The organism is Pseudomonas sp. No.21, from assembly GCF_054558415.1.
Map to the genome: position 1 here is coordinate 194,304 of NZ_BAAJNO010000005.1, position 19,708 is coordinate 214,011.

Sequence of the window (19,708 nt, forward strand, 5' to 3'; positions counted from 1 at the left end):
AAGGAGCCCGTCATGACCCGCACCACACCGCTCGCGCTCTCCCTGCTGCTCGCCCTGGGCCTGTCCGGCACCGCCCAGGCGGCCGGCACCCTGCACCTGGCCAACTGGTCGGACTACTTCCCACCGGAGCTGCTGAAGAAGTTCGAGAAGGACACCGGCATCAAGGCCACCCTGGACGCCTACGACAGCAACGAGACCCTGCTGGCCAAGCTCAAGGCCGGCGGCGGCGCCTACGACGTGGTGGTGCCCTCGGACAGCTTCATCCAGATCATGGCCACCGACGGCCTGCTGCAGAAGTTCGACAAGGCCCAGCTGCCCAACCTGAAGAACCTCAAGGCCAACTTCCAGAGCCTCGACTTCGACCCCGGCCACGACTACAGCGTGCCCTACCTGTGGGGCACCACCGGCTACAGCTACGACAGCAAGCAGGTGCCAGGCGGGGCCCTGGAGGAGAGCTGGAAACCCTTCTTCGAGCCGCCGGCCGAGCTCAAGGGCAAGGTGGTGGCGCTCAACTCCATCGAAGACCTGTACATCGCCGCGTCCCACTACCTGGACATCGACCAGTGCACCGAGGACCCGAAGGACGCGAAGAAGATCCAGGACCTGCTGCTGGCGCAGAAACCGCTGCTGGCCATGTACAACAGCGACGGCACCATCGAGCGCATGGCCGCAGGCGAAGTGGCCATGCACATGCAGTGGAACGGCGCCTACCACCGCGCCCACGCCCAGCGCGACAGCCTGGTGTACGTCTATCCGAAGGAAGGCATCCACCTGTTCATCGACAACTTCGTGATCCCCAAGGACGCGGCCAACGTCGCGGAGGCCCACGCCTTCATCAACTGGATGATGCTGCCGGAGAACATCGCCGCCGCCTCCAACTTCGCCAAGTACAACAACGCCATCGAAGGCTCCGAGAAGTTCATGGAGAAGGAGCTGTTCGACGACCCGGCGATCAACACCCCGCAGGACAAGCTGGACCGCCTGAAGAGCTTCAAGCTCTGCTCGCCCAAGGCCCTGAACCTGCGCAGCAAGGTATGGACCAAGCTGAAGAAATGACCGGCTTCCGGCCCGCCGCACGGCGGGCCGGACCACCCCGAGCCAGCAGGCGCGTCGACGGGAGCGATGCGCCGGCCACCCGCGCCCTCCGGCGCCCATGCACAAGAACAAGAGACTGACCGCCATGCCCCGCACCACCTGCCTTAGCGCCATCCCCCACAGCGGCCGACTGCCCGCCAGCTGACCCTGGGCCATCACGGCCCGCCCATCGACGCACGACGCGCCCGACGATCCACCCCAGCGCCTGCCCGGCAGGTGCCCGCGAGGTATTTCCATGAGCAAAGCCTTCGACGACTTCACCCACAGCGCCCAGGGCACCCACCTGCGGCGCATCCTCGGCCTGCCGGCCCTGGTGTTCTTCGGCCTGGTGTACATGGTGCCGCTGACGGTGTTCACCACCTACGGCGTGGTCACCGAGATGACCGGCGGGCGCACCGCGCTGGCCTATGTCGCGACCCTGGCGGCGATGCTCTTCACCGCCTTCTCCTACAGCTTCATGGTGCGCAAGTACCCGGTGGCAGGCTCGGCGTACTCCTACGCCAGCCTGAGCTTCGGCCCGGCGGTGGGCTTCCTCGCCGGCTGGTCGCTGCTGCTCGATTACCTGTTCCTGCCGATGATCAACTACCTGGTGATCGGCCTGTTCCTCAATATCGCCTTCCCCGCCGTGCCCGCCTGGGCCTTCGTGGTGGCGGCGGTGGCCCTGGTCACCCTGCTCAACCTGCGCGGTATCGGCTCGGTGTCGGGCATGAGCAACGCCATCGTCGGCGCGCAGCTGGTGTTCGTCGTGGTGTTCCTGGCGATGTCCATGCGCAGCCTGGGCGGCGGCGAGGTGGACCTCATGGCGCCGTTGCTGGGCGATGGCACCCAGCCGGGCCTGGCGCCGCTGATGGCCGGCGCGGCGGTGCTGTGCCTGTCCTTCCTCGGTTTCGATGCGGTGTCCACCCTGGCCGAGGAGGCCCGCGACCCGCGCCGCGACATCCCCCGCGCCATCGTCATGACCACCATCACCGCCGGGCTGCTGTTCATCCTCCTGGCCCTGGTGGCGCAACTGGTGTTCCCCGGCAGCGCCTTCAAGGACCCGGACGCCGCGGCCACCGAGGTGATGCTCAAGGCCGGTGGCGGCCTGCTGGAGGCCTTCTTCACCGCCGCCTACGTGGCCGGCGCCGCCGGGTCCGCCCTGGCGTCCCAGGCCTCGGTGTCGCGCATCCTGTTCAGCATGGGCCGCGACGGCATCCTCCCGCGCCGCCTCTTCGGTCGCCTCTCGCCACGCTACCGGACGCCCACCCTGTCGATCCTGCTGGTGTCCCTGGTTTCGCTGCTGGCCATCGTCATCGACCTCACCACCCTGGCGTCGATGATCAGCTTCGGCGCCCTGGTGGCCTTCTCGGTGGTGAACCTGGCGGTGATCCGCAGCCACCTGCTGGACGGCCAGCCCCACGGCCTCGGTGACAGGCTGCGCTATGGGCTGCTGCCACTGATCGGTTTCGGCCTGATCGCCTGGCTGTGGACCAGCCTCTCCGCGCTGACCCTGGGCATCGGCCTGGCCTGGTTCGCCACAGGCTTCCTCTACCTGGCGTGGCACACCGGCGGTTTCAGGCGGCCGGCGCCCCAGGTGCAGTTCTCCGAACACTGATCGAACCGACCCACCACCCAACCCGCAAGGAGCCGGACATGCTGACCCTCTACAGCGACGACCACCACCTGCACCACGGCAAGCACGAACTCATCGGCGGCCAGTTCACCCCCTGCTTCGAGAAGCCCAGCCGCGCCGACATGGTCCTGGACCGTGCCAAGGCCGTGCAGCTCGGCGCCATCCAGGCGCCGCAGGACTTCGGCCTGGCGCCGATCCTGCGGGTACACGGCGAAGGCTTCGTGCGCTTTCTGCAGAACGCCTGGGCCGACTGGCAGGCCAAGGGCCGCAGCCACGACATGCTGCCCATCGCCTGGCCGACCCGGCGCCTGCGCCAGGTGGAGCCCACCGACATCGACGGCCGCCTGGGCTACTACTCCTTCGACGCCGGTGCGCCCATCACCGCCGGCACCTGGCAGGCCATCATCAGCTCGGCCAACGTCGCCCTCAGCGGCCAGGCCGAACTGGCCAAGGGCGCACGCGGGGTGTTCTCCCTGTGCCGCCCGCCGGGCCACCACGCCGCCGCCGACTACATGGGCGGCTATTGCTACCTGAACAACGCCGCCATCGCCGTGCAGGCCTTGCTGGACAGGGGCGCCAAGCGCGTGGCGGTGCTCGACGTCGACTACCACCACGGCAACGGCACCCAGGACATCTTCTACGATCGCGCCGACGTGCTCTTCACCTCGATCCACGGCGACCCGCGCTTCGAGTACCCCTACTTCCTCGGCTTCGCCGACGAGAAGGGCGAGGGCGCGGGCAGGGGCTTCAACTTCAACTACCCGCTGGCCGAGGGCAGCGACTGGGCGGTATGGAGCCAGGCCCTGGCCGATGCCTGCCGGCAGATCGCCGCCTTCGCCCCGGACGCACTGGTGGTGTCGCTGGGCGTGGACACCTTCAAGGAAGACCCCATCTCGCAGTTCAAGCTCGACAGCCCGGACTACCTGCGCATGGGCGAGATCATCGGCCAGCTCGGCCTGCAGACCCTGTTCGTGATGGAGGGGGGATACGCGGTGGAGGAAATCGGCATCAACGCGATCAATGTGCTGCAGGGGTTCGATGGGGTGGCGTGAGGTCGTCGCGGCTAGGGCCCCGGATGACCGCTTCCGTAGGATGGCGTAGAGCGAAGCGAAACCCATCATGCACAGGCACGTTGGGCCCTACCGGCATGCGCCTCCTCTCTTTCGCAACAGCAAATCCCCAACGAAAAACGGCCCCGCAATGGGGCCGTTTGGTGGGCGGGGACTGGATCAGTTGACCCGCTCGACGAACTCGACGTCGATCTCGCGGCCCATCAGGTCGCGGTCCACTTCACCGGTGAGCTTGACCTGGGCCTTGTCGTCGATGGCATGGGGCGGCCAGTTTTCGTCGTCGATCTCGACCTTGATGGTGCCGGTGGCGTCCTTGAATTCGTAGATATCGCCCTTGATGCGTTTGACGATCTGGCCCTGGAGCACCACGGCGGCGTCGTCGGCGGCTTCCATGGCGGCGGCCACGGTGGTGACCTGGGGCGTGGAACCCGGGCCGGTGTAGCTGGAGGCCAGGGCGGCAGTGGAGAACAGCGGGGCGAGGAGCAGGGCGAGGTATTTGGTGTTCATGGGGTGATCCCGTTCGATGTGGTTGACGGGATCAGGCTAGGGCGCGGCGCTGAAGCCAGGCTTAAAACAGCCTTAAGCGAAGCTGAACGCGTCAGCCGCGTTCGGCTGCATCGGCGGTGTCGGCCTTGCGGAATACGTAGAAGAGGTTGGGCTCGCTGACCATGTAGATGTCGCCGCGCTCGTCCATGGCCACGCCTTCGGCACGGGGGATGCGCCTGGCCAGGCCATTGAGCCCGCCCAGGAGGCTGATGAAGCTCACCGGCTCGCCGGTCTCGTCCAGCTCCAGCAGCAGGTTCGATTGCGCCGAGAGCACCAGCAGGTGGCCGGTGCGCGGGTCGATGCTGAGGGCCGACAGATTGCGCATGCCCAGGCCGTAGCCCGGCAGCGGCCGCAGGGCGCCTTCCAGGCGACGGCTGCCATCGCTGTTGAGGCTGAACATCTCCGGCGTGCGTTCCTTGCCCAGCAGCAGGCGGCCCTGGGCGGGGTCCCAGGCGATGCCTTCGAAACCCTTGTTGCCGGAATCCGGGAAGCCCAGGTCGAACTCGTCGCCCTGGCTCACGTCCAGTTCACGGGTCAACGGGTCGAGGTGGAAGATCGACAGGCTGCGGCGGCGCTCGTCGGTGACCGCGACGTTGCCGTTCTCCAGCACCGCCACGCCCTCGGGGTTTGAGAAGCCCTTGAGCGGGATGCGCCGCAGCACGTCGCCGTCGCGGGTCAGCTCCACCAGTTGCGGCACCTTGCCGGTGACGGTGAACAGGGTCCCGGTGACCGGGTTGTAGGCGAGATCGGAGGTCTCGTCGTTCTCCAGGCCGGCCAGGGGCTTGCCCTGCAGCACCGCCTTGTAGCCCGGCAGCCAGATGCTGGCGGCGCGCTCGCCCTTGCTCAGGTTGCGCTCGCTGAGCCACAGGGAGGCGCGGTCATCGAGGTGCAGGTAGCGGATGGCGGCGACGCAGGCCGCGAACAGCACCAGAAGGGTGCAGGTGCGAAAATTGGGGCGGGGAAAGGACATGGCCATTGGCTACGACTTCGGCTGGTGGCAGTCAGATCGCCAGCCACCGCCGAAGTTCCCTGGTGGCCCTCAGATGACGCCGCTGTCGAACGAGGAGTGACCGACCAGTTCCAGGGTCAGGGCATCGCCCTTGTTCAGCGGACCGACGCCGACGGGGGTGCCGGTCAGCACCACGTCGCCCGGCTGCAGGCTGAAGTGCTGGCTGATGGCCTGGAGCAGCGGCAGCACCGGGTTGAGCATGTCGCGGCTGTTGCCGTCCTGGCGCACGTCGCCATTGATGGTCAGGCGGATGCCGATGTCGCTCAGATCCTCGATCGCATCGCCCGGCACGAAGGGGGCCAGCACGCAGGCGCCGTCGAAGGCCTTGGCGACCTCCCAGGGCCAGCCCTTCTCCTTGAGCCTGGCCTGCACGTCGCGCAGGGTCAGGTCCAGGGCCGGGGCGAAGCCGGAGATGGCGTCTCGGGCCTCTTCCAGGCTGGGGTTGCGCGACAGCGGCTTGCCGATCAGCACGGCGATCTCAGCCTCGTAGTGCACCACGCCGCGGTCCTCGGGAATGGAGAAACCGCCCTCGATGGCCACCACGCTGGACGCCGGCTTGATGAACAGCAGCGGCTCGGTGGGCACCGGGTTGTTCAGTTCCTTGGCGTGCTCGGCGTAGTTGCGGCCGATGCACACGACCTTGCCGAGGGGGAAGTGGATGCGGGTGCCGTCGACGTACTGGTGCTGGTAGCTCATTTACCGACTCCTTGAGAATACGGACCTGAAAGCGTCACGAGCGCAGTAGCTTTCAGTTGAAAATCTTGCCGGGGTTCATGATCCCGTTGGGATCGAACACCGCCTTGATGGCCTTCATCACGGCGATCTCGGGCTCCGAGCGGCTGTAGGTGAGGTAGTCGCGCTTGGTCATGCCCACGCCGTGTTCGGCGGAGATCGAGCCGTTGTACTTCTGCACGGTCTCGAACACCCACTTGTTCACGGTCGCGCACTTGGCGAAGAACTCGTCCTTGGACAGGGCGTCCGGCTTGAGGATGTTCAGGTGCAGGTTGCCGTCGCCGATATGGCCGAACCAGACCACTTCGAAATCGGGGTAGTTGGCTTCGACGATGGTGTCGATGTCCTTGAGGAAGGCCGGCACCTTGGAAACGGTCACCGAGATGTCGTTCTTGTAGGGCGTCCAGTGGGAGATGGTCTCGGAGATGTACTCGCGCAGCTTCCACAGGTTCTGCAGTTGCTGCTCGCTCTGGCTCATCACGCCGTCCAGCACCCAGCCCTGCTCGACGCAGTGCTCGAAGGTGGCCAGGGCGTCGTTGGCCACTTCCTCGGTGGTGGCCTCGAACTCCAGCAGCGCATAGAAGGGGCATTCGGTCTCGAAGGCCGCCGGCACGTCGCCACGGGCCATGATCTTGGCCAGGGCCTTGTCGGAGAAGAATTCGAAGGCGGTGAGGTCGAGCTTGCTCTGGAAGGCGTGCAGCACCGGCATGATCGAGTCGAAGTCCGGGGTGCCGAGGACCATCGCGGTGAGGTTCTTCGGTGCACGATCCAGGCGCATGGTGGCCTCGACCACGAAGCCCAGGGTGCCTTCGGCGCCGATGAACAGCTGGCGCAGGTCATAGCCGGTGGCGTTCTTGATCAGGTCGCGGTTCAGCTCCAGCAGCTCGCCGGTGCCGGTGACGACCTTGAGGCCGGCCACCCAGTTACGGGTCATGCCGTAGCGAATGACCTTGATCCCGCCGGCATTGGTACCGATATTGCCGCCAATCTGGCTGGAACCGGCAGACGCGAAGTCCACCGGGTAGTACAGGCCCTTGTCCTCGGCGAAGCTCTGCAGCTGCGCGGTGACGACACCCGGCTGGCACACGGCGGTGCGGTCGAATTCGTTGAACTCGAGGATCTGGTTCATGTAGTCGAAGGCCACGACCACCTCGCCATTGGCGGCGACGGCGGCGGCGGAAAGGCCGGTACGGCCGCCCGAAGGCACCAGGGCGACCTTGTGCTGGTTGGCCCAGCGGACGATGGCCTGCACCTGCTCGATGGTCTTGGGGAAGACGATGGCGGTGGGCGCCGGGGCGAAATGCTTGGTCCAGTCCTTGCCGTAGGTGTTCAGGGAATCGGCGTCGGTCAGCACCTTGCCAGGCTCAACCAGGGTCTTCAGCTCTTCGATCAGGGCAACGTTGGTCATCAAGGGAACTCTCGAATCATTCATGGTCGCCCTGAGAACGTTTCAGGTCGCAACCGAGCAAGGAAAAAGGAGAACATGCTAGCATACGCACCCCGCGAATCATGCCTTACAGGCCTTTTCCGGGGTAGCTGCCGCACAGCCTTCTGAACTTTTCTACCGGGACAAATAGGTACGCAGATGAGCAAGACCTCCCTCGACAAGAGCAAGATCAAGTTCCTTCTCCTCGAAGGCGTCCACCAGAACGCCGTGGACACCCTGAAGGCCGCCGGCTACAGCAACATCGAGTACCTCAAGGGCGCGCTCTCGGATGACGAGCTGAAGGAAAAGATCGCCGATGCCCACTTCATCGGCATCCGCTCCCGCACCCAGCTGACCGAGGAAGTGTTCGACTGCGCCAAGAAGCTGATCGCCGTGGGCTGCTTCTGCATCGGTACCAACCAGGTCGACCTGAACGCCGCCCGCGAACGCGGCATCGCCGTGTTCAACGCCCCCTATTCCAACACCCGCTCGGTCGCCGAGCTGGTCCTGGCCGAAGCCATCCTGCTGCTGCGCGGCATCCCGGAGAAGAACGCCTCCTGCCACCGTGGCGGCTGGATCAAGTCGGCGGCCAACTCCTTCGAGATCCGCGGCAAGAAGCTCGGCATCGTCGGCTACGGCTCCATCGGCACCCAGCTCTCGGTGCTGGCCGAGGCCCTGGGCATGCAGGTGTTCTTCTACGACACCCTGACCAAGCTGCCGCTGGGCAACGCCACGCAGATCGGCGACCTGCACGAGCTGCTGGGCATGAGCGACATCGTCTCCCTGCACGTTCCCGAGCTGCCCTCCACCCAGTGGATGATCGGCGAGAAGGAAATCCGCGCCATCAAGAAGGGCGGCATCCTGATCAACGCCGCGCGCGGCACCGTGGTCGAGCTGGACCACCTGGCCGCCGCCATCAAGGACGAGCACCTGATCGGCGCCGCCATCGACGTGTTCCCGGTCGAGCCCAAGTCCAACGACGAAGAGTTCGAAAGCCCGCTGCGTGGCCTGGATCGCGTGATCCTCACCCCGCACATCGGGGGTTCCACCGCCGAGGCCCAGGCCAACATCGGCCTGGAAGTGGCCGAGAAGCTGGTCAAGTACAGCGACAACGGCACCTCCGTGTCCTCGGTCAACTTCCCCGAAGTGGCCCTGCCGTCGCACCCCGGCAAGCACCGCCTGCTGCACATCCACGCCAACGTTCCCGGCGTGATGAGCGAGATCAACAAGGTGTTCGCCGACAATGGCATCAACATCTCCGGCCAGTACCTGCAGACCAACGCCAAGGTCGGCTACGTGGTGATCGACGTCGACGCCGAGTACTCGGACCTGGCGCTGGAGAAGCTGCAGCACGTCAACGGCACCATTCGCAGCCGCGTCCTCTTCTAACCCAGGGCTGCTGCGCGTCGGCGATACGGCGTTGGGAACGGCCTCGAAGTGCTCATTTACAGTCGTAAACTCCGCGCTTCTCGGCCATTCCCGCCTTGTCTCGCTCTAGCTCGCGAGCCCTGACGACGGAACTGGACAAAAAAGGGAGGCCTTGGCCTCCCTTTTTCATGCGCGAGATTTCAGGTTCATCTGGCGATTCGAGCCGAGGCTCATGCCGTAGGGCGTGCCTTGCGCGTCGGCGATACGGCGTTGGGAACGGCCTCGAAGTGCTCATTTACAGTCGTAAACTCCGCGCTTCTCGGCCATTCCCGCCTTGTCTCGCTCCAGCTCGCGAGCCCTGACGACGAAGCTGGACAGTAAAAAGGGAGGCCTCGGCCTCCCTTTTTCATGCCCGCGATTTCACGATCATTTCACGGTGACGGTGATCTTCTCGGAGATGACCGGTGGGTCCAGCGGCACGTGGTTCTTGTCGCCCACCAGCAGCTGCAGGGTGTGCTTGCCCGGCGGCAGGGTGACCTGGGTTTCCGTCTGGCCCTTGCCGAAGTGCTTGAGGTTGTCGGTCATCGGCAGCGGCATGTTCATCGCCGGTTCCTTGTCGACATCGATCAGCAGGTGGTGGTGGCCCGTGGCAGGCGAATCGACCCCGGCCGGGGCGACGCCCATGCCCTGCAAACCGAACTTGACGCTGAACGTCTTGTCCACAGTGGCGCCGTCGGCGGGCTCGATGAAATAGACCTTGGCGCCTTCGGGTGCCGGGGTGCGTGGCATCTCGGCGAACGACGCGGTGGAAACCACCGCCAGCAGGGCCGCAAGGCCCAGGGGAGCGTACGCAAGCTTCATGACTGACTCCTTGTTGGTAAGCAACACACAGACCCTGCATGGGGGGTTAGGTTCAGCGGCCGACGTTGCCGGTTGTGTCTACGCTGAACCCACCGTCCCGGGTCATCGATCAAGAAGAACCAGAGGTTTACCTGAAATGCGCCTGTTGCACTGCCTGCTCGCCCTCATTCCCCTGGTCGCCGCGCCGCTGGCCCGGGCCGACCTGATCGACGATGTCTGGGAGCGTGGCAGCCTGCGGATTGCCCTGGTTGACGACGCGCCGCCCTACAGCTTCCGCCAGGACGACAAGCTCACCGGCTACGAGGTGGAGCTTGGTCACGCCCTGGCCGATGAGCTCAACGTCAAGGCGGACTTCATCCCCGTGCCGCGCGACAAGCTGCTCGATGGCCTGCGCAGTGGCAGTGTAGACATCGTGCTCAGCCGCGAGGCCCAGGCCGCCCGTGATGATCAGCAACTGGAGTTCAGCGAGCCCTATGGCGTCGGTGGCGGCCAGCAGATCGCCGGCGGCACCGACAGCGGCGGGCTGACCCAGTCGCTGGCGCCCAGCCAGGCCCAGGACAAGAGCGCGGAGGGCAGCGAGAAGGGCCCGCAGGAGCAGGCTATCCCCTTCCTTAAGGAGAACCCGGCGTTCCGCAGTGCCCTCAACAATGCCCTGAACAAGCTCAAGAGCAGCGGGCGCCTGGACGAACTGTCGCGCAAATGGCTGGAGGGCCAGGCGCCTTCCCAGGCGGCGTCGGAGGGCGAGAAACCGCAGCCGTCGCCCCAGCCCGAATCCAAGCCCGAAGCGGACCCCGAGCAGCCCTAGCCGGCTGCTGCGGCTTCCCGCGCCGCCAGCCAGGCGGCTGCGGCCTCAAGCTGCGTCTCGTTGAACACCCGCACGCCCTCGGCACGTAGCAGCGCGGCCGTCACACCCTCCCCCGGCACGCGGGTGCCGCTGAAGGTGCCGTCATAGGCCTCCTCGTTGCCGCAGGAAGGGCTGCGCGCCTTGAGCACCGCGACACCGATGCCGTGGCGGCGCACCAGCTCCAGGGCGATGCGCGCCCCGGCGACGAACTCGGCGGTGACGTCCTCGCCGCCGTCGGTCAGCACCGGCACCCGCCCCTCCAGCACCTGCGCCCCCTGCCCGCCGGGCACTTCGGCCGGCGCACGCGGCGTCGGCAGGCCGCCGGCGACTTCCGGGCACACCGGCACGATGCGCCCCTCGTCCTGCCAGCGCTGCAGCAAATCGAAGGGCCCGTGGGCGCCGCCGTCATATCGCACCCGCTGTCCCAGCAGGCAGCGGCTGACCAGAATCTTCTGCATGAAATCACTCCTCGAGGGGCGCCAGCCTAGCGCGCCGCGCCGCGACGGTCACCGCACGTAACACCCACCGGCTGCGCGGGCCGACGCCAGCCTTTGGCTGGCCCATCCTTAGGCGGGAAGCGCCGGCGGGCACTGGCGCAGCGGCAGGCGCCTCACCAGACTGCGCCGGCCAACCCGCGAAGGACAGCCGTCATGCCCATAACAAGAACGATCCTGCACCCGCTCCTCGCCTGCTCCGCCCTGCTGTTGTGCACCACCGGCCAGGCCGCCATGGAATCCCTCGACAACCAGCAGATGGCCGACGTCACCGGCCAGGCCGGCATCAGCATCCGCCTGGACGTGATGGCACGCATCGACAAACTGAGCTGGACGGACAGCGGCAACAGCGCCTCGCTGCGCAACATCCGCATCGACAACGGCTGCGACAGCCCCAGCGCCTGCCCCAATGGCGCCGGCGGCAGCTTCGCCCTGGGGCCGGCGCAGCTCGGCCTGACCCTGCCGATCTTCGGCGTCGACCAGCCGACCCTGATGATCGACGTGGTCAAGAACGCCAGCGGCAAGGACCAGCTGGTGCTCACCCTGCCGGACCTGACCACCATCAACGACCAGCTGATCCAGTCGGGCCTGCCCGCCCAGCGCATCCGCATGCGGGTCGGGGCCGACATGTACGTGGGCGACAGCAGCCTGGGCAGTATCGAGATCCGCGACATCGTCGACCTGCGCGGCACCATCAAGGTCTGGGGCCACTGAGCCCCGTGCACGTCAGAGCGGGCCGTCACCGCGGCGGCGGAACCAGCCGGTGAGCGAGAGGCGCTCGCGGCTGGCCGGCAGCACCTCGTGGGGCAGCTCGCCGGAGAGGAACACCACCAGGGTGCCGGCTTCGGGCAGCACGTCGTGGGTCGAGCCGTCGCCCAGGTACAGGCGCAGCTCGCCGCCCTCGCCGGGCAGCCACTCGGGATTGAGGTAGAGCACCGCCGAAACCGCGCGGCGATCATCGTCGCGGAAGCGATCCAGGTGCTTCCGGTAGAAGGCGCCCGGCGGGTAGAGGGCGAAGTGCGCCTCGAAATCCTCCAGCCCCAGGAACAGCTCGCGGTTCAGCCGCAGGCGCAGCTCGTCCATCAGCGCCAGGTAGCGATCACAGGGCTCGGCCTGGCCGGGCTCCAGCCAGTCGATGCGGTCGCCACGGATGCCTTCGCGCACCTGCTGGCCGTCGCCACGGCCGATCCCCGCCGGGCTCAGCTCGCCCGCCGCCGCCCTGGCACGGCATTCACGGGCCAGGGCGGCGACCAGTTCGGCGTCGATGGCGCCACGCTGCAGCGACCAGCCGCGCTGGGCGATGTCGTCACTGGTGGGCTCGAAGGGGATGAAAACGTGGGGATTGGGCATGGTCGGCGCATTCTAATCAGGCCACAGAACGCCGCCTACAGCGTTCTGATAAATTTCTGACTCCACCCCCTGCGCGCCTCGACAAGCCCCGGCAGCAGCACGGAGAATAGCCCCCGCGCCATCATGGCCGGAGCCCCGGCAGCCGCCCCCTCCCGTCATGCAGCCCATCCCCCCGGCCGAACCGAACCCGCAGCCCCGGGGTCCTAGAACAACACCGGATAGCGCCTCCAGGAGTCACCATGCGCCTGCTTCTTGCCGTCACCTTCCTGCTCATCGGTCTGCCGGCGCTGGCCGACGACCACGCCAGCCTGTACCAGGCGGCGGGCTGGCCGGAACAGCGGGCGCATTTCAACGACGCCCTGGCGGCCGCCCAGCAGCGCTACCAGAAGACCCTGCCGCCCGCCGTCTACCAGGCGCTGGTGGAGAACAGCAACCAGCGCTTCCAGGCCCAGGCCATCGACCAGCGCGCCCAGGCCGCCTTGCGCAGCCAGCTGCAGGACCCGCGCCCCGCGCTGGCCTTCTTCCAGTCCGAACTGGGCCGCAAGATCACCGCCGCCGAAGTGCTCGCCACCCGCCGCGACCAGCTGGCCAAGAACGCCAACGGCCTGCCGCGCATCGACGCCAGCGCCACCCGTCGCCTGCAGGTGCGCCACCTGGCCCAGGCGCTGCCGGCCAAGGAAGCCGGTGCCGAAGTCAGCCTGGCACTGGCCGGGGTCGCCGCCGACAGCCTCAGCCAGATGCTGCCCGGCCTGCTCGGCGGCGGCCAGGCCCAGGGCCTGCTGGAAAGCCAGCGCCAGCGGGTGATGCAGCAGATCAGCAACGACCTCGACAACACCCTGCTCTATGTCTATCGCGACCTGTCCGATCCGGAGCTGGAGGAGTTCGTCACCTTCGCCGAGTCCGCACAGGGCAAGGCGTACTACCAGGCCGCCCTGGCCGCCGTGCGTGCCGGGCTCGCCGTGGGCCAGGACGCCGCCAGCCTGGCGCCGGCGCAGCAGGGTTACTGAGCCCGTCCTCTCTTCCGGCTGCAGCGGTGCGCATGCCGCGCCTCGCAGCGGCTCGACGCCGGCCTAGAGCCCCAGGCGCTCGCGCAGGAAGGCGAAGTAGCGCTCCCGGTAATGCGCCGCCTCGTTCACCAGGTGGTGCCCCGCCCCCTCCAGCATCAGCACCTCGGGACTGGCGAACTTGTCATCCAGCACCCTGAGGTTGTGCCGCCAGTCCACCGTCATGTCGGCATCGCCCTGGATCACCAGCGGGCTGTGCCCACAGGGCGCCGACGCCTCGATGTACGGCACCCAGCGCGCCAGCGCGCCGACCCAGGCGGTGGGCAGGTTGCGCGGCTGCAGCGGGTCGCGGTTATGGACGAAGTCGATGAACTCGGCGTCGCTGGAGTTGACGCTGAAACGCCGCGGGATGGACTCCACGAAGGGCCGCAGCATGCGGTAGCTGAATTTCGACCAGCCCCAGGCGCGGGGGCGCACCAGGGGCGCGAACAGCAGGCTGCGGCCGAGCCCGTCGGGCACCGCGCCGTTGAGCAGGAAGTCGAGGACGATCGCCCCGCCGGTGCTCTGCCCGGCCAGGTGCCAGGGCGCTGGCAGCTCCAGGCGCCCGGCCTCGCCCAGCAGCGCCGTGAGGGTGGCCTGGTACTCGGCGAAGTCACCGATGCTCGCCGGCGCACCGCTGGACAGGCCGTGGCCCGGCAGGTCGCAGGCGATCACCGCGAAGCCCAGCCCCAGCGCCCAGTCGATCACGTGGCGGTAAAGCCCCATGTGGTCGTAGTAGCCATGCAGCAACACCAGCGTGCCGCGCGGCTCCCGTGGCCACCAGGCCTGGGTCGCCACGCAATGGCCGGCGACCTGCACGCAGCCCAGGCGGCTGCGCACACTGTCCCCGCGCGCCGGGAAATCCAGCCCGTAGTAGGCACGGTAGGCCCTGAACATTTCCGGCTCGTCCCCCTCTGCGGCCAAGGGTCGCAGGAGCGCGCGCAGCTGATCGGGGTTCGGGGCGTCTGGCATCGGTACTTCCAAGGGGCTGTGCAGGGGAGCGGCCGGACCGGGTGGTCACGGCGGCACGGGCGCGAAGGCTGCCGATATTCAGCTGAGCGGCCGCTCATGGCAAGCTATCGGCCCCCATCTGACCGGTTCCCCCATGCGCCGCCCCACCCGCAAGACCCTGCTCGGCCTGATCCTCGTCGCCCTCTGGCTGGTGGCCATGGCCGTCGCCTTCTGGTGGTTCGAAGGTCGCTACCTGCGCCCCTTCGACCAGCGCGCGGCGGTGTTCTCCGGTGCCAACCTGCAACTGCCCGCGGCGCTGGCCGGCGAAGGCCACATCCGCCTGGTGCACTTCTGGGACCCGGCCTGCCCCTGCAACGTCGGCAACCAGCAGCACCTGGCGGAACTGCTGGAGCGCTATGGGCCACGCGGCGTCGACTTCTACCGGGTGCGCAAGCCCGGCAGCGAGGGGAACCTGCCGGCCAACCTCCAGGCCCTGCGCGAGATCGAGGCGCTGCCGGGCAGCGAGCAGCTGCCGGCCAGTCCCGCCGTGGCGATCTGGGACCGCCAGGGCCGCCTCGCCTACTTCGGCCCCTACAGCGAGGGGCTGACCTGCAATTCCGCCAACAGCTTCATCGAGCCGGTGCTCGAAGCGCTGATGGCCGACCGCCCCGTGGAGGCCAGCAACACCCTGGCGGTGGGCTGCTTCTGTGCCTGGGCCGACGCAACAGCGCACTGACCTGCGCTCAGCGTTCCTTCAACTGCACCGGCTGGAAGCGCTGGAAGATGGCCTCGGCCTCGCCGCTCTCACGCAGCACCCGCAATTCCTGGTTCAGCGCCTGCAGCAACTGCTCGCCCCGGGGCGAACCCTTGCTCAGCAGCAGGTAGAAGGCCTTGCTGGCCGGCAGTTCGACGAAGCCGAGGTCGGGGTGCCCCTGGTACGCCCCCAGGGCGATGCCGCCGTAGAGGGGCTCGATCTCGCTGGGAAAGAAGTCGCAGCGCAGGTGCTGCAGCAGGTCGAGGTTCTGCTGCACGCTGGCGTAGCGCGTGGGCTCGCGCACCAGGCCGTAGGGCTCGTAGTTGTAGCCGATCACCCCGCACAGGCGAAAGTTGCTCAGGGCTGCGGCCCCGTTGATGCCGGGGGAGCGGGGGAAGCGCTGCTTCGAATAGAACAGGCCCAGGCGGGTGCGGTAGAGCGGCTCGCTGTAGTGGGCGAAGGCGGCGCGCTCGCGGGTGTAGCTGGCGTCCCAGGTCATCTCGCAACGGCCGCGCTCGGCGAAGCCGGCCAGTTCCTGCTGCACCCGTGCCCAGGGCCAGTAGGTCACCTCGTAGGCCAGCCCGAGGCGGTCCAGGGCGGTGAACACCAGGGTCGTCGCCGAGCCGCTGAGGTGCTCGCGGTCCGCCTGGCCATCCCGGCGCTCCCAGAAGGTGTAGGGCGGCCACTCGTTGCTGTCGCCCAGGCAGATCTTCACCGGCTCGGAAGCTTCGAGACCGAGACTGGCCGCCAGCAGGCAACCTGCGATGAGTCGGTAAGGCATCCCAGCAACCCTCGTCCGGGTGGGATCGACCGCCTCCCTGCCCGTACGGCGTGCCCTCCCTGAGACGCCGGTTCACCGCGCGAGCGGTTGACCGAGCATAGTCCAGCGCAGGCGCTCAGGCGTCGCGACCCAGCGCGCGCGGGGTGACCCCTTCCCAACGGCGGAAGGCGCGATAGAAGGGCGACAGCTCGGCGAAGCCGCAGGCCCGGGCCACCTCGCGAATACCCTGCCCCTCGGCCAGCAGCTCCCGCGCGCGCATGCGCCGTGCCTCGTCGTGCAGTGCCCGGAAACTGCTGCCCTGCTCCGCCAGGCTGCGCTGCAGGGCGCTACGGCCGAGCCCCAGCGCGGCGGCGCAGGCGGCCAGGGTGCAATCGCCACGCTCCATGTGCAGCGCCAGCCAGTAGCGCACCCGCTCCAGCAACTGGTTCTCCACCAGTTGCTCCAGCTGCAGCGCAGCCTCCTGCAACAGCACCTCGAACACCCGCGGACTGGCGCTGCCCAGGGGCCGGCCGAGCAGCTCGCGGGGCAGCACCAGGGCGTCATGGCGCTGGCCGAACGACGGCTCCATGGCGAACAGCCGCCGGTGCTCCCCCAGGCGTCGCGGGCGCGGGTGGCGGAAGCTCACGCCGAGCACCGGCAACGGGCCGCCGATGATGCTGGCGAGGGTTCGCTGCATCAGCAGCGCCACGCACTCGACCTGCTGGCGCAGGTGGCCGATGCCCCGGTAGTGCAGGTCGATCACCAGGCGCGCCTGCTCGCCGTCCTCCTCCAGGCGCGCGGCGAAGCCTCCGGAAACCACGTGCTGGTAGCGCACGAAGGCGTCGAGGCCCTGGCGCAGGTCACGCGCCGACTGCAGCAGGTAGCCCATCACGTCCATGGGGCGCGGGCGCATCACCTCGGCCAGGTGCAGGCCGATGTCCTCGTCGCCGGTGATCGCCGCCAGCGCCTGCCAGAAACGCGGCGCGCTGTCGTGGTCCTCGCGGCCGTCCAGCCAGGGCACCGACGGCGGCTGGCCGTAGACCCGGCGGTAGGTGTCGGTCGGGTCCAGGCCGAGCTCGGCCAGTGCCTCGTAGAGCAGGCGGCGCAGGGTCGAGGAGTGGGTGAGGGCGGTACGTGGCAGCAGGGGCGGGATCATGGGGCCTCCGGTTTTGACCCTATGCTTTGCGCTTCGCTGCATTCGGTCAATGCGAGCGTGCTGCCGGCTGCGCAGAATGCGCCCACTACAACAAGGAGAACCGTCCATGAAACGCACTCTCACAGCCCTTGCCGTGATCGTGGCCGCAGTGGCCGCCGGTGGCGCCTGGTACGCCCAGGGCAAGAAGCCGCTGCGCGACGGCGAGCTGGCCCTGGAGCACCTGCAGGCACCGGTCAGCGTCCGCTACGACGAACGCGGCGTGCCCCATATCCAGGCCGCCAGCGAGGCCGACATGTACCGCGCCCTGGGCTTCGTCCATGCCCAGGACCGCCTGTTCCAGATGGAGATGCTGCGCCGCCTCGCCCGGGGCGAACTGGCCGAGGTGCTGGGCGCCCGCCTGGTCGACACCGACCGCATGTTCCGCACCCTGGAGCTGCGCCAGCATGCCGCCGTCTACGCGAAGAAGATGGACATGGACAGCCCCGCCGCCAAGGCCCTGCTGGCCTACCTCGACGGCATCAACCAGTACCAGGCCAGCCGCCCGGCACCGGTGGAGTTCGACCTGCTGGGCATCCCCAAGCGCCCCTTCACCGTGGAAGACACCCTCTCCGTCGCCGGCTACATGGCCTACAGCTTCGCCGCCGCCTTCCGGACCGAGCCGGTGCTGACCTACGTGCGTGACGAGCTGGGCGCCGACTACCTCAAGGTCTTCGACCTCGACTGGCACCCCGAGGGCGTGGTCGGGCCGAAGCTCGCCGCCAGCGACTGGCAGGCCCTCAACGGCCTCGCCCGCCTCAGCCACCAGGCCCTGGTGGAAGCCGGCCTGCCGCAGTTCGAGGGCAGCAACGCCTGGGCCGTCTCCGGCAGCCGCACCGCCAGCGGCAAGCCCCTGCTGGCCGGCGACCCGCACATCCGCTTCGCCGTCCCGGCAGTGTGGTACGAGGCCCAGGCCTCCTACCCCGGCTTCGAGCTCTACGGCCATTACCAGGCGCTCAACCCCACCGCATCGCTGGGGCACAACGGGCAGTTCGCCTGGAGCCTGACCATGTTCCAGAACGACGACCTCGACCTGATCGCCGAGAAGGTCAACCCGGACAACCCCAACCAGGTCTGGTACCAGGGCCAGTGGGTGGACCTCAAGAGCCGCGAGGAGACCATCCAGGTCAAGGACGCAGACCCTGTGAAGCTGACCCTGCGCCGCTCGCCCCACGGCCCCATCGTCAACGACGCCCTCGGAGCCACCCCCGGCAAGACCCCGATCGCCATGTGGTGGGCCTTCCTCGAAACCGAGAACCCCATCCTCGACGCCTTCTACCAGCTCAATCGCGCCGACACCCTGGACAAGGCCCGCAGCGCCGCCGAGAAGATCCACGCCCCCGGCCTCAACGTCGTCTGGGCCAACGCCGCCGGCGACATCGGCTGGTGGGCCTCGGCCAAGCTGCCGCAGCGCCCGGACGGGGTGAACCCCTACTTCATCCTCGACGGTGCCAGCGGCCAGGCGGACAAGCCCGGCTACCTGCCCTTCAGCGCCAACCCCCACGAGGAGAACCCCGAGCGCGGCTACATCGTCTCGGCCAACTACCAGCCGCAGTCGCCCACCGGCGTCGCCATCCCCGGCTACTACAACCTGCCGGACCGCGGCCAGCGCCTGGACCAGCTGCTCGCGCAGAAGGACGTGAAGTGGGACCAGGACAACAGCCGCGCCCTGCAGCTGGAAACCGCCACCGGCTACGGCCCGCGCCTGCTCGCCCCGTTGCTGGGCGAGCTGCGCGCCGCCGCGGCCGACGACGCCGAGCGCGCCCTCATCGAGCAACTGGCCGCCTGGCAGGGCGACCACCCGCTGGATTCCACTGCCGCGACCGTCTTCGAACAGCTGGTCTACGAGCTGGCCCGTGGCGCTTTCCACGACGAGCTGGGCGACGCCTTCTTCGACAACCTGCTGTCCACCCGCGTGCTCGACGTGGCCCTGCCGCGCCTGGCCGCCGACGCCGACTCGCCCTGGTGGGACGTGCGCGGCACCGACGCCCGCGAGACCCGTGCCGATACGGTGAAGGCCGCCTGGCAGGCCAGCCTCGCCCACCTGAAGCAGACCCTCGGCGCGGACGGTTCGAAATGGGCCTGGGGCCGCGCCCACACACTCACCCATGGCCACCCGCTGGGCATGCAGAAGCCGCTGGACAAGCTGTTCAACGTCGGCCCCTTCGCCGCACCCGGCGGCCACGAGGTGCCCAACAACCTGTCCAACCGCGTCGGCCCGGCGCCCTGGGAAGTGGTCTACGGCCCCTCCACCCGCCGCCTGGTCGACATGGCCGATCCGGCCCACGCCATCGGCATCAACCCGGTGGGCCAGAGTGGCGTGGTCTTCGACCGCCACTACGACGACCATGCCGAGCGCTACGTCAAGGGCGAGTACGTGCCCATGCACATGAGCGAAGAGGACGTGAAGGCCAATACCCAGGGAACGCTGAAGCTGGTGCCTGCCAGGTAGGTCGCGACCAGCCATGACCGGGCCCCGCGGATGCGGGGCCCTGTTCTTTGGGCCTTTGGGTGCCCCCCCGCATTCACGGGGGTGACGGGGTGGCGCGAAGTTCCGCATACCTCGTCATCCTTTCGAATGCGGGAATCCACTGAACCCGC

General features: G+C 68.1%; 19 protein-coding genes. 9 read left to right on the forward strand and 10 right to left on the reverse strand.

What is annotated here, in order from left to right:
* Window positions 1–12: 12 nt before the first annotated feature.
* From ACYJSS_RS11765 to ACYJSS_RS11775, 3 genes are all read left to right on the forward strand, one after another.
* The gene (locus tag ACYJSS_RS11765) at window positions 13–1,056 is read left to right on the forward strand and encodes an ABC transporter substrate-binding protein (protein WP_111263499.1); all 1,044 of its coding nucleotides are present in this window, start codon (window positions 13–15) and stop codon (window positions 1,054–1,056) included.
* A gap of 274 nt (window positions 1,057–1,330) precedes the next feature.
* Complete coding sequence (locus ACYJSS_RS11770) at window positions 1,331–2,689, forward strand: APC family permease (RefSeq protein WP_111263500.1); 1,359 nt, start codon at window positions 1,331–1,333, stop codon at window positions 2,687–2,689.
* A 38-nt stretch (window positions 2,690–2,727) separates the two neighbouring features.
* Complete coding sequence (locus tag ACYJSS_RS11775; RefSeq protein ID WP_111263501.1) at window positions 2,728–3,759, forward strand: histone deacetylase family protein; 1,032 nt, start codon at window positions 2,728–2,730, stop codon at window positions 3,757–3,759.
* Window positions 3,760–3,936: 177 nt separating this feature from the next.
* Here ACYJSS_RS11775 and ACYJSS_RS11780 read toward each other — a convergent pair whose 3' ends face one another.
* The 4 genes from ACYJSS_RS11780 to ACYJSS_RS11795 form a co-directional block, all read right to left on the reverse strand.
* Window positions 3,937–4,284 carry a NirD/YgiW/YdeI family stress tolerance protein gene (locus tag ACYJSS_RS11780; protein ID WP_111263502.1) on the reverse strand — a complete coding sequence of 116 codons (348 nt, stop codon included), beginning with the start codon at window positions 4,282–4,284 and terminating at the stop codon, window positions 3,937–3,939.
* 91 nt (window positions 4,285–4,375) lie between these two features.
* Window positions 4,376–5,299, reverse strand: coding sequence for an SdiA-regulated domain-containing protein (locus tag ACYJSS_RS11785; RefSeq protein WP_371921726.1), 924 nt, complete (start codon window positions 5,297–5,299; stop codon window positions 4,376–4,378).
* A gap of 63 nt (window positions 5,300–5,362) precedes the next feature.
* Window positions 5,363–6,028: a fumarylacetoacetate hydrolase family protein gene (locus ACYJSS_RS11790; protein ID WP_111263503.1), complete on the reverse strand. Its 666-nt coding sequence runs from the start codon at window positions 6,026–6,028 to the stop codon at window positions 5,363–5,365.
* Window positions 6,029–6,080: 52 nt separating this feature from the next.
* Complete coding sequence (locus ACYJSS_RS11795; RefSeq protein ID WP_236205360.1) at window positions 6,081–7,472, reverse strand: FAD-binding oxidoreductase; 1,392 nt, start codon at window positions 7,470–7,472, stop codon at window positions 6,081–6,083.
* 177 nt (window positions 7,473–7,649) lie between these two features.
* On the opposite strand from ACYJSS_RS11795, the gene serA reads away from it, so the two are divergent.
* Window positions 7,650–8,879, forward strand: coding sequence for a phosphoglycerate dehydrogenase (serA, locus tag ACYJSS_RS11800; protein WP_111263505.1), 1,230 nt, complete (start codon window positions 7,650–7,652; stop codon window positions 8,877–8,879).
* 405 nt (window positions 8,880–9,284) lie between these two features.
* On the opposite strand, the gene ACYJSS_RS11805 is transcribed toward serA, so the two are convergent.
* Complete coding sequence (locus ACYJSS_RS11805; protein WP_021218285.1) at window positions 9,285–9,719, reverse strand: DUF4399 domain-containing protein; 435 nt, start codon at window positions 9,717–9,719, stop codon at window positions 9,285–9,287.
* Window positions 9,720–9,855: 136 nt separating this feature from the next.
* On the opposite strand from ACYJSS_RS11805, the gene ACYJSS_RS11810 reads away from it, so the two are divergent.
* Window positions 9,856–10,524, forward strand: coding sequence for a transporter substrate-binding domain-containing protein (locus ACYJSS_RS11810; protein ID WP_158545626.1), 669 nt, complete (start codon window positions 9,856–9,858; stop codon window positions 10,522–10,524).
* On the opposite strand, the gene ACYJSS_RS11815 is transcribed toward ACYJSS_RS11810, so the two are convergent.
* The gene (locus ACYJSS_RS11815) at window positions 10,521–11,021 is read right to left on the reverse strand and encodes a 2-thiouracil desulfurase family protein (protein WP_111263508.1); all 501 of its coding nucleotides are present in this window, start codon (window positions 11,019–11,021) and stop codon (window positions 10,521–10,523) included. The genes ACYJSS_RS11810 and ACYJSS_RS11815 overlap by 4 nt on opposite strands.
* Before the next feature lie 192 nt (window positions 11,022–11,213).
* Between ACYJSS_RS11815 and ACYJSS_RS11820 the strand changes: the two genes are divergently transcribed.
* Window positions 11,214–11,771, forward strand: a complete 558-nt coding sequence (locus ACYJSS_RS11820; protein WP_111263509.1) for a DUF6160 family protein — start codon at window positions 11,214–11,216, stop codon at window positions 11,769–11,771.
* A gap of 12 nt (window positions 11,772–11,783) precedes the next feature.
* On the opposite strand, the gene ACYJSS_RS11825 is transcribed toward ACYJSS_RS11820, so the two are convergent.
* Window positions 11,784–12,407 carry a 2OG-Fe(II) oxygenase gene (locus ACYJSS_RS11825; protein WP_236205359.1) on the reverse strand — a complete coding sequence of 208 codons (624 nt, stop codon included), beginning with the start codon at window positions 12,405–12,407 and terminating at the stop codon, window positions 11,784–11,786.
* 239 nt (window positions 12,408–12,646) lie between these two features.
* Between ACYJSS_RS11825 and ACYJSS_RS11830 the strand changes: the two genes are divergently transcribed.
* Window positions 12,647–13,414 (forward strand): DUF2059 domain-containing protein, encoded by a 768-nt coding sequence (locus ACYJSS_RS11830; protein WP_111264507.1) that lies wholly within the window; start codon window positions 12,647–12,649, stop codon window positions 13,412–13,414.
* 63 nt (window positions 13,415–13,477) lie between these two features.
* Here the strand turns inward: ACYJSS_RS11830 and bipL are convergent, their stop codons facing one another.
* On the reverse strand, window positions 13,478–14,422 hold the full coding sequence (gene bipL / locus ACYJSS_RS11835; protein ID WP_111264508.1) for a phospholipase BipL: 945 nt from the start codon (window positions 14,420–14,422) through the stop codon (window positions 13,478–13,480).
* Window positions 14,423–14,555: 133 nt separating this feature from the next.
* Here bipL and ACYJSS_RS11840 point away from each other — a divergent pair, with 133 nt between their 5' ends.
* Entirely contained in the window at window positions 14,556–15,137 is a 582-nt protein-coding gene (locus tag ACYJSS_RS11840) for a DUF6436 domain-containing protein (protein ID WP_111264509.1), read from the forward strand.
* A 7-nt stretch (window positions 15,138–15,144) separates the two neighbouring features.
* Here the strand turns inward: ACYJSS_RS11840 and ACYJSS_RS11845 are convergent, their stop codons facing one another.
* Together ACYJSS_RS11845 and ACYJSS_RS11850 are read right to left on the reverse strand one after the other, a co-directional pair.
* Window positions 15,145–15,936 (reverse strand): substrate-binding periplasmic protein, encoded by a 792-nt coding sequence (locus ACYJSS_RS11845; RefSeq protein WP_111264510.1) that lies wholly within the window; start codon window positions 15,934–15,936, stop codon window positions 15,145–15,147.
* 115 nt (window positions 15,937–16,051) lie between these two features.
* Window positions 16,052–17,071 (reverse strand): AraC family transcriptional regulator, encoded by a 1,020-nt coding sequence (locus ACYJSS_RS11850; protein ID WP_236205358.1) that lies wholly within the window; start codon window positions 17,069–17,071, stop codon window positions 16,052–16,054.
* A gap of 106 nt (window positions 17,072–17,177) precedes the next feature.
* Here ACYJSS_RS11850 and ACYJSS_RS11855 point away from each other — a divergent pair, with 106 nt between their 5' ends.
* Window positions 17,178–19,559, forward strand: coding sequence for a penicillin acylase family protein (locus tag ACYJSS_RS11855; protein ID WP_236205357.1), 2,382 nt, complete (start codon window positions 17,178–17,180; stop codon window positions 19,557–19,559).
* Window positions 19,560–19,708 lie beyond the last annotated feature (149 nt).

What these genes read in the sequence shown, in the direction of transcription:
- ACYJSS_RS11850 (WP_236205358.1), bottom strand. Translation starts at nt 17,071, where the DNA reads ATGATCCCGCCCCTGCTGCCACGTACCGCCCTCACCCACTCCTCGACC.
- ACYJSS_RS11785 (WP_371921726.1), bottom strand. Translation starts at nt 5,299, where the DNA reads ATGGCCATGTCCTTTCCCCGCCCCAATTTTCGCACCTGCACCCTTCTG.
- ACYJSS_RS11765 (WP_111263499.1), top strand. Translation starts at nt 13, where the DNA reads ATGACCCGCACCACACCGCTCGCGCTCTCCCTGCTGCTCGCCCTGGGC.
- ACYJSS_RS11775 (WP_111263501.1), top strand. Translation starts at nt 2,728, where the DNA reads ATGCTGACCCTCTACAGCGACGACCACCACCTGCACCACGGCAAGCAC.
- serA (WP_111263505.1), top strand. Translation starts at nt 7,650, where the DNA reads ATGAGCAAGACCTCCCTCGACAAGAGCAAGATCAAGTTCCTTCTCCTC.
- ACYJSS_RS11805 (WP_021218285.1), bottom strand. Translation starts at nt 9,719, where the DNA reads ATGAAGCTTGCGTACGCTCCCCTGGGCCTTGCGGCCCTGCTGGCGGTG.
- ACYJSS_RS11825 (WP_236205359.1), bottom strand. Translation starts at nt 12,407, where the DNA reads ATGCCCAATCCCCACGTTTTCATCCCCTTCGAGCCCACCAGTGACGAC.
- ACYJSS_RS11840 (WP_111264509.1), top strand. Translation starts at nt 14,556, where the DNA reads ATGCGCCGCCCCACCCGCAAGACCCTGCTCGGCCTGATCCTCGTCGCC.
- ACYJSS_RS11830 (WP_111264507.1), top strand. Translation starts at nt 12,647, where the DNA reads ATGCGCCTGCTTCTTGCCGTCACCTTCCTGCTCATCGGTCTGCCGGCG.
- ACYJSS_RS11770 (WP_111263500.1), top strand. Translation starts at nt 1,331, where the DNA reads ATGAGCAAAGCCTTCGACGACTTCACCCACAGCGCCCAGGGCACCCAC.
- ACYJSS_RS11790 (WP_111263503.1), bottom strand. Translation starts at nt 6,028, where the DNA reads ATGAGCTACCAGCACCAGTACGTCGACGGCACCCGCATCCACTTCCCC.
- ACYJSS_RS11845 (WP_111264510.1), bottom strand. Translation starts at nt 15,936, where the DNA reads ATGCCTTACCGACTCATCGCAGGTTGCCTGCTGGCGGCCAGTCTCGGT.
- ACYJSS_RS11780 (WP_111263502.1), bottom strand. Translation starts at nt 4,284, where the DNA reads ATGAACACCAAATACCTCGCCCTGCTCCTCGCCCCGCTGTTCTCCACT.
- bipL (WP_111264508.1), bottom strand. Translation starts at nt 14,422, where the DNA reads ATGCCAGACGCCCCGAACCCCGATCAGCTGCGCGCGCTCCTGCGACCC.
- ACYJSS_RS11820 (WP_111263509.1), top strand. Translation starts at nt 11,214, where the DNA reads ATGCCCATAACAAGAACGATCCTGCACCCGCTCCTCGCCTGCTCCGCC.
- ACYJSS_RS11855 (WP_236205357.1), top strand. Translation starts at nt 17,178, where the DNA reads ATGAAACGCACTCTCACAGCCCTTGCCGTGATCGTGGCCGCAGTGGCC.
- ACYJSS_RS11815 (WP_111263508.1), bottom strand. Translation starts at nt 11,021, where the DNA reads ATGCAGAAGATTCTGGTCAGCCGCTGCCTGCTGGGACAGCGGGTGCGA.
- ACYJSS_RS11795 (WP_236205360.1), bottom strand. Translation starts at nt 7,472, where the DNA reads ATGACCAACGTTGCCCTGATCGAAGAGCTGAAGACCCTGGTTGAGCCT.
- ACYJSS_RS11810 (WP_158545626.1), top strand. Translation starts at nt 9,856, where the DNA reads ATGCGCCTGTTGCACTGCCTGCTCGCCCTCATTCCCCTGGTCGCCGCG.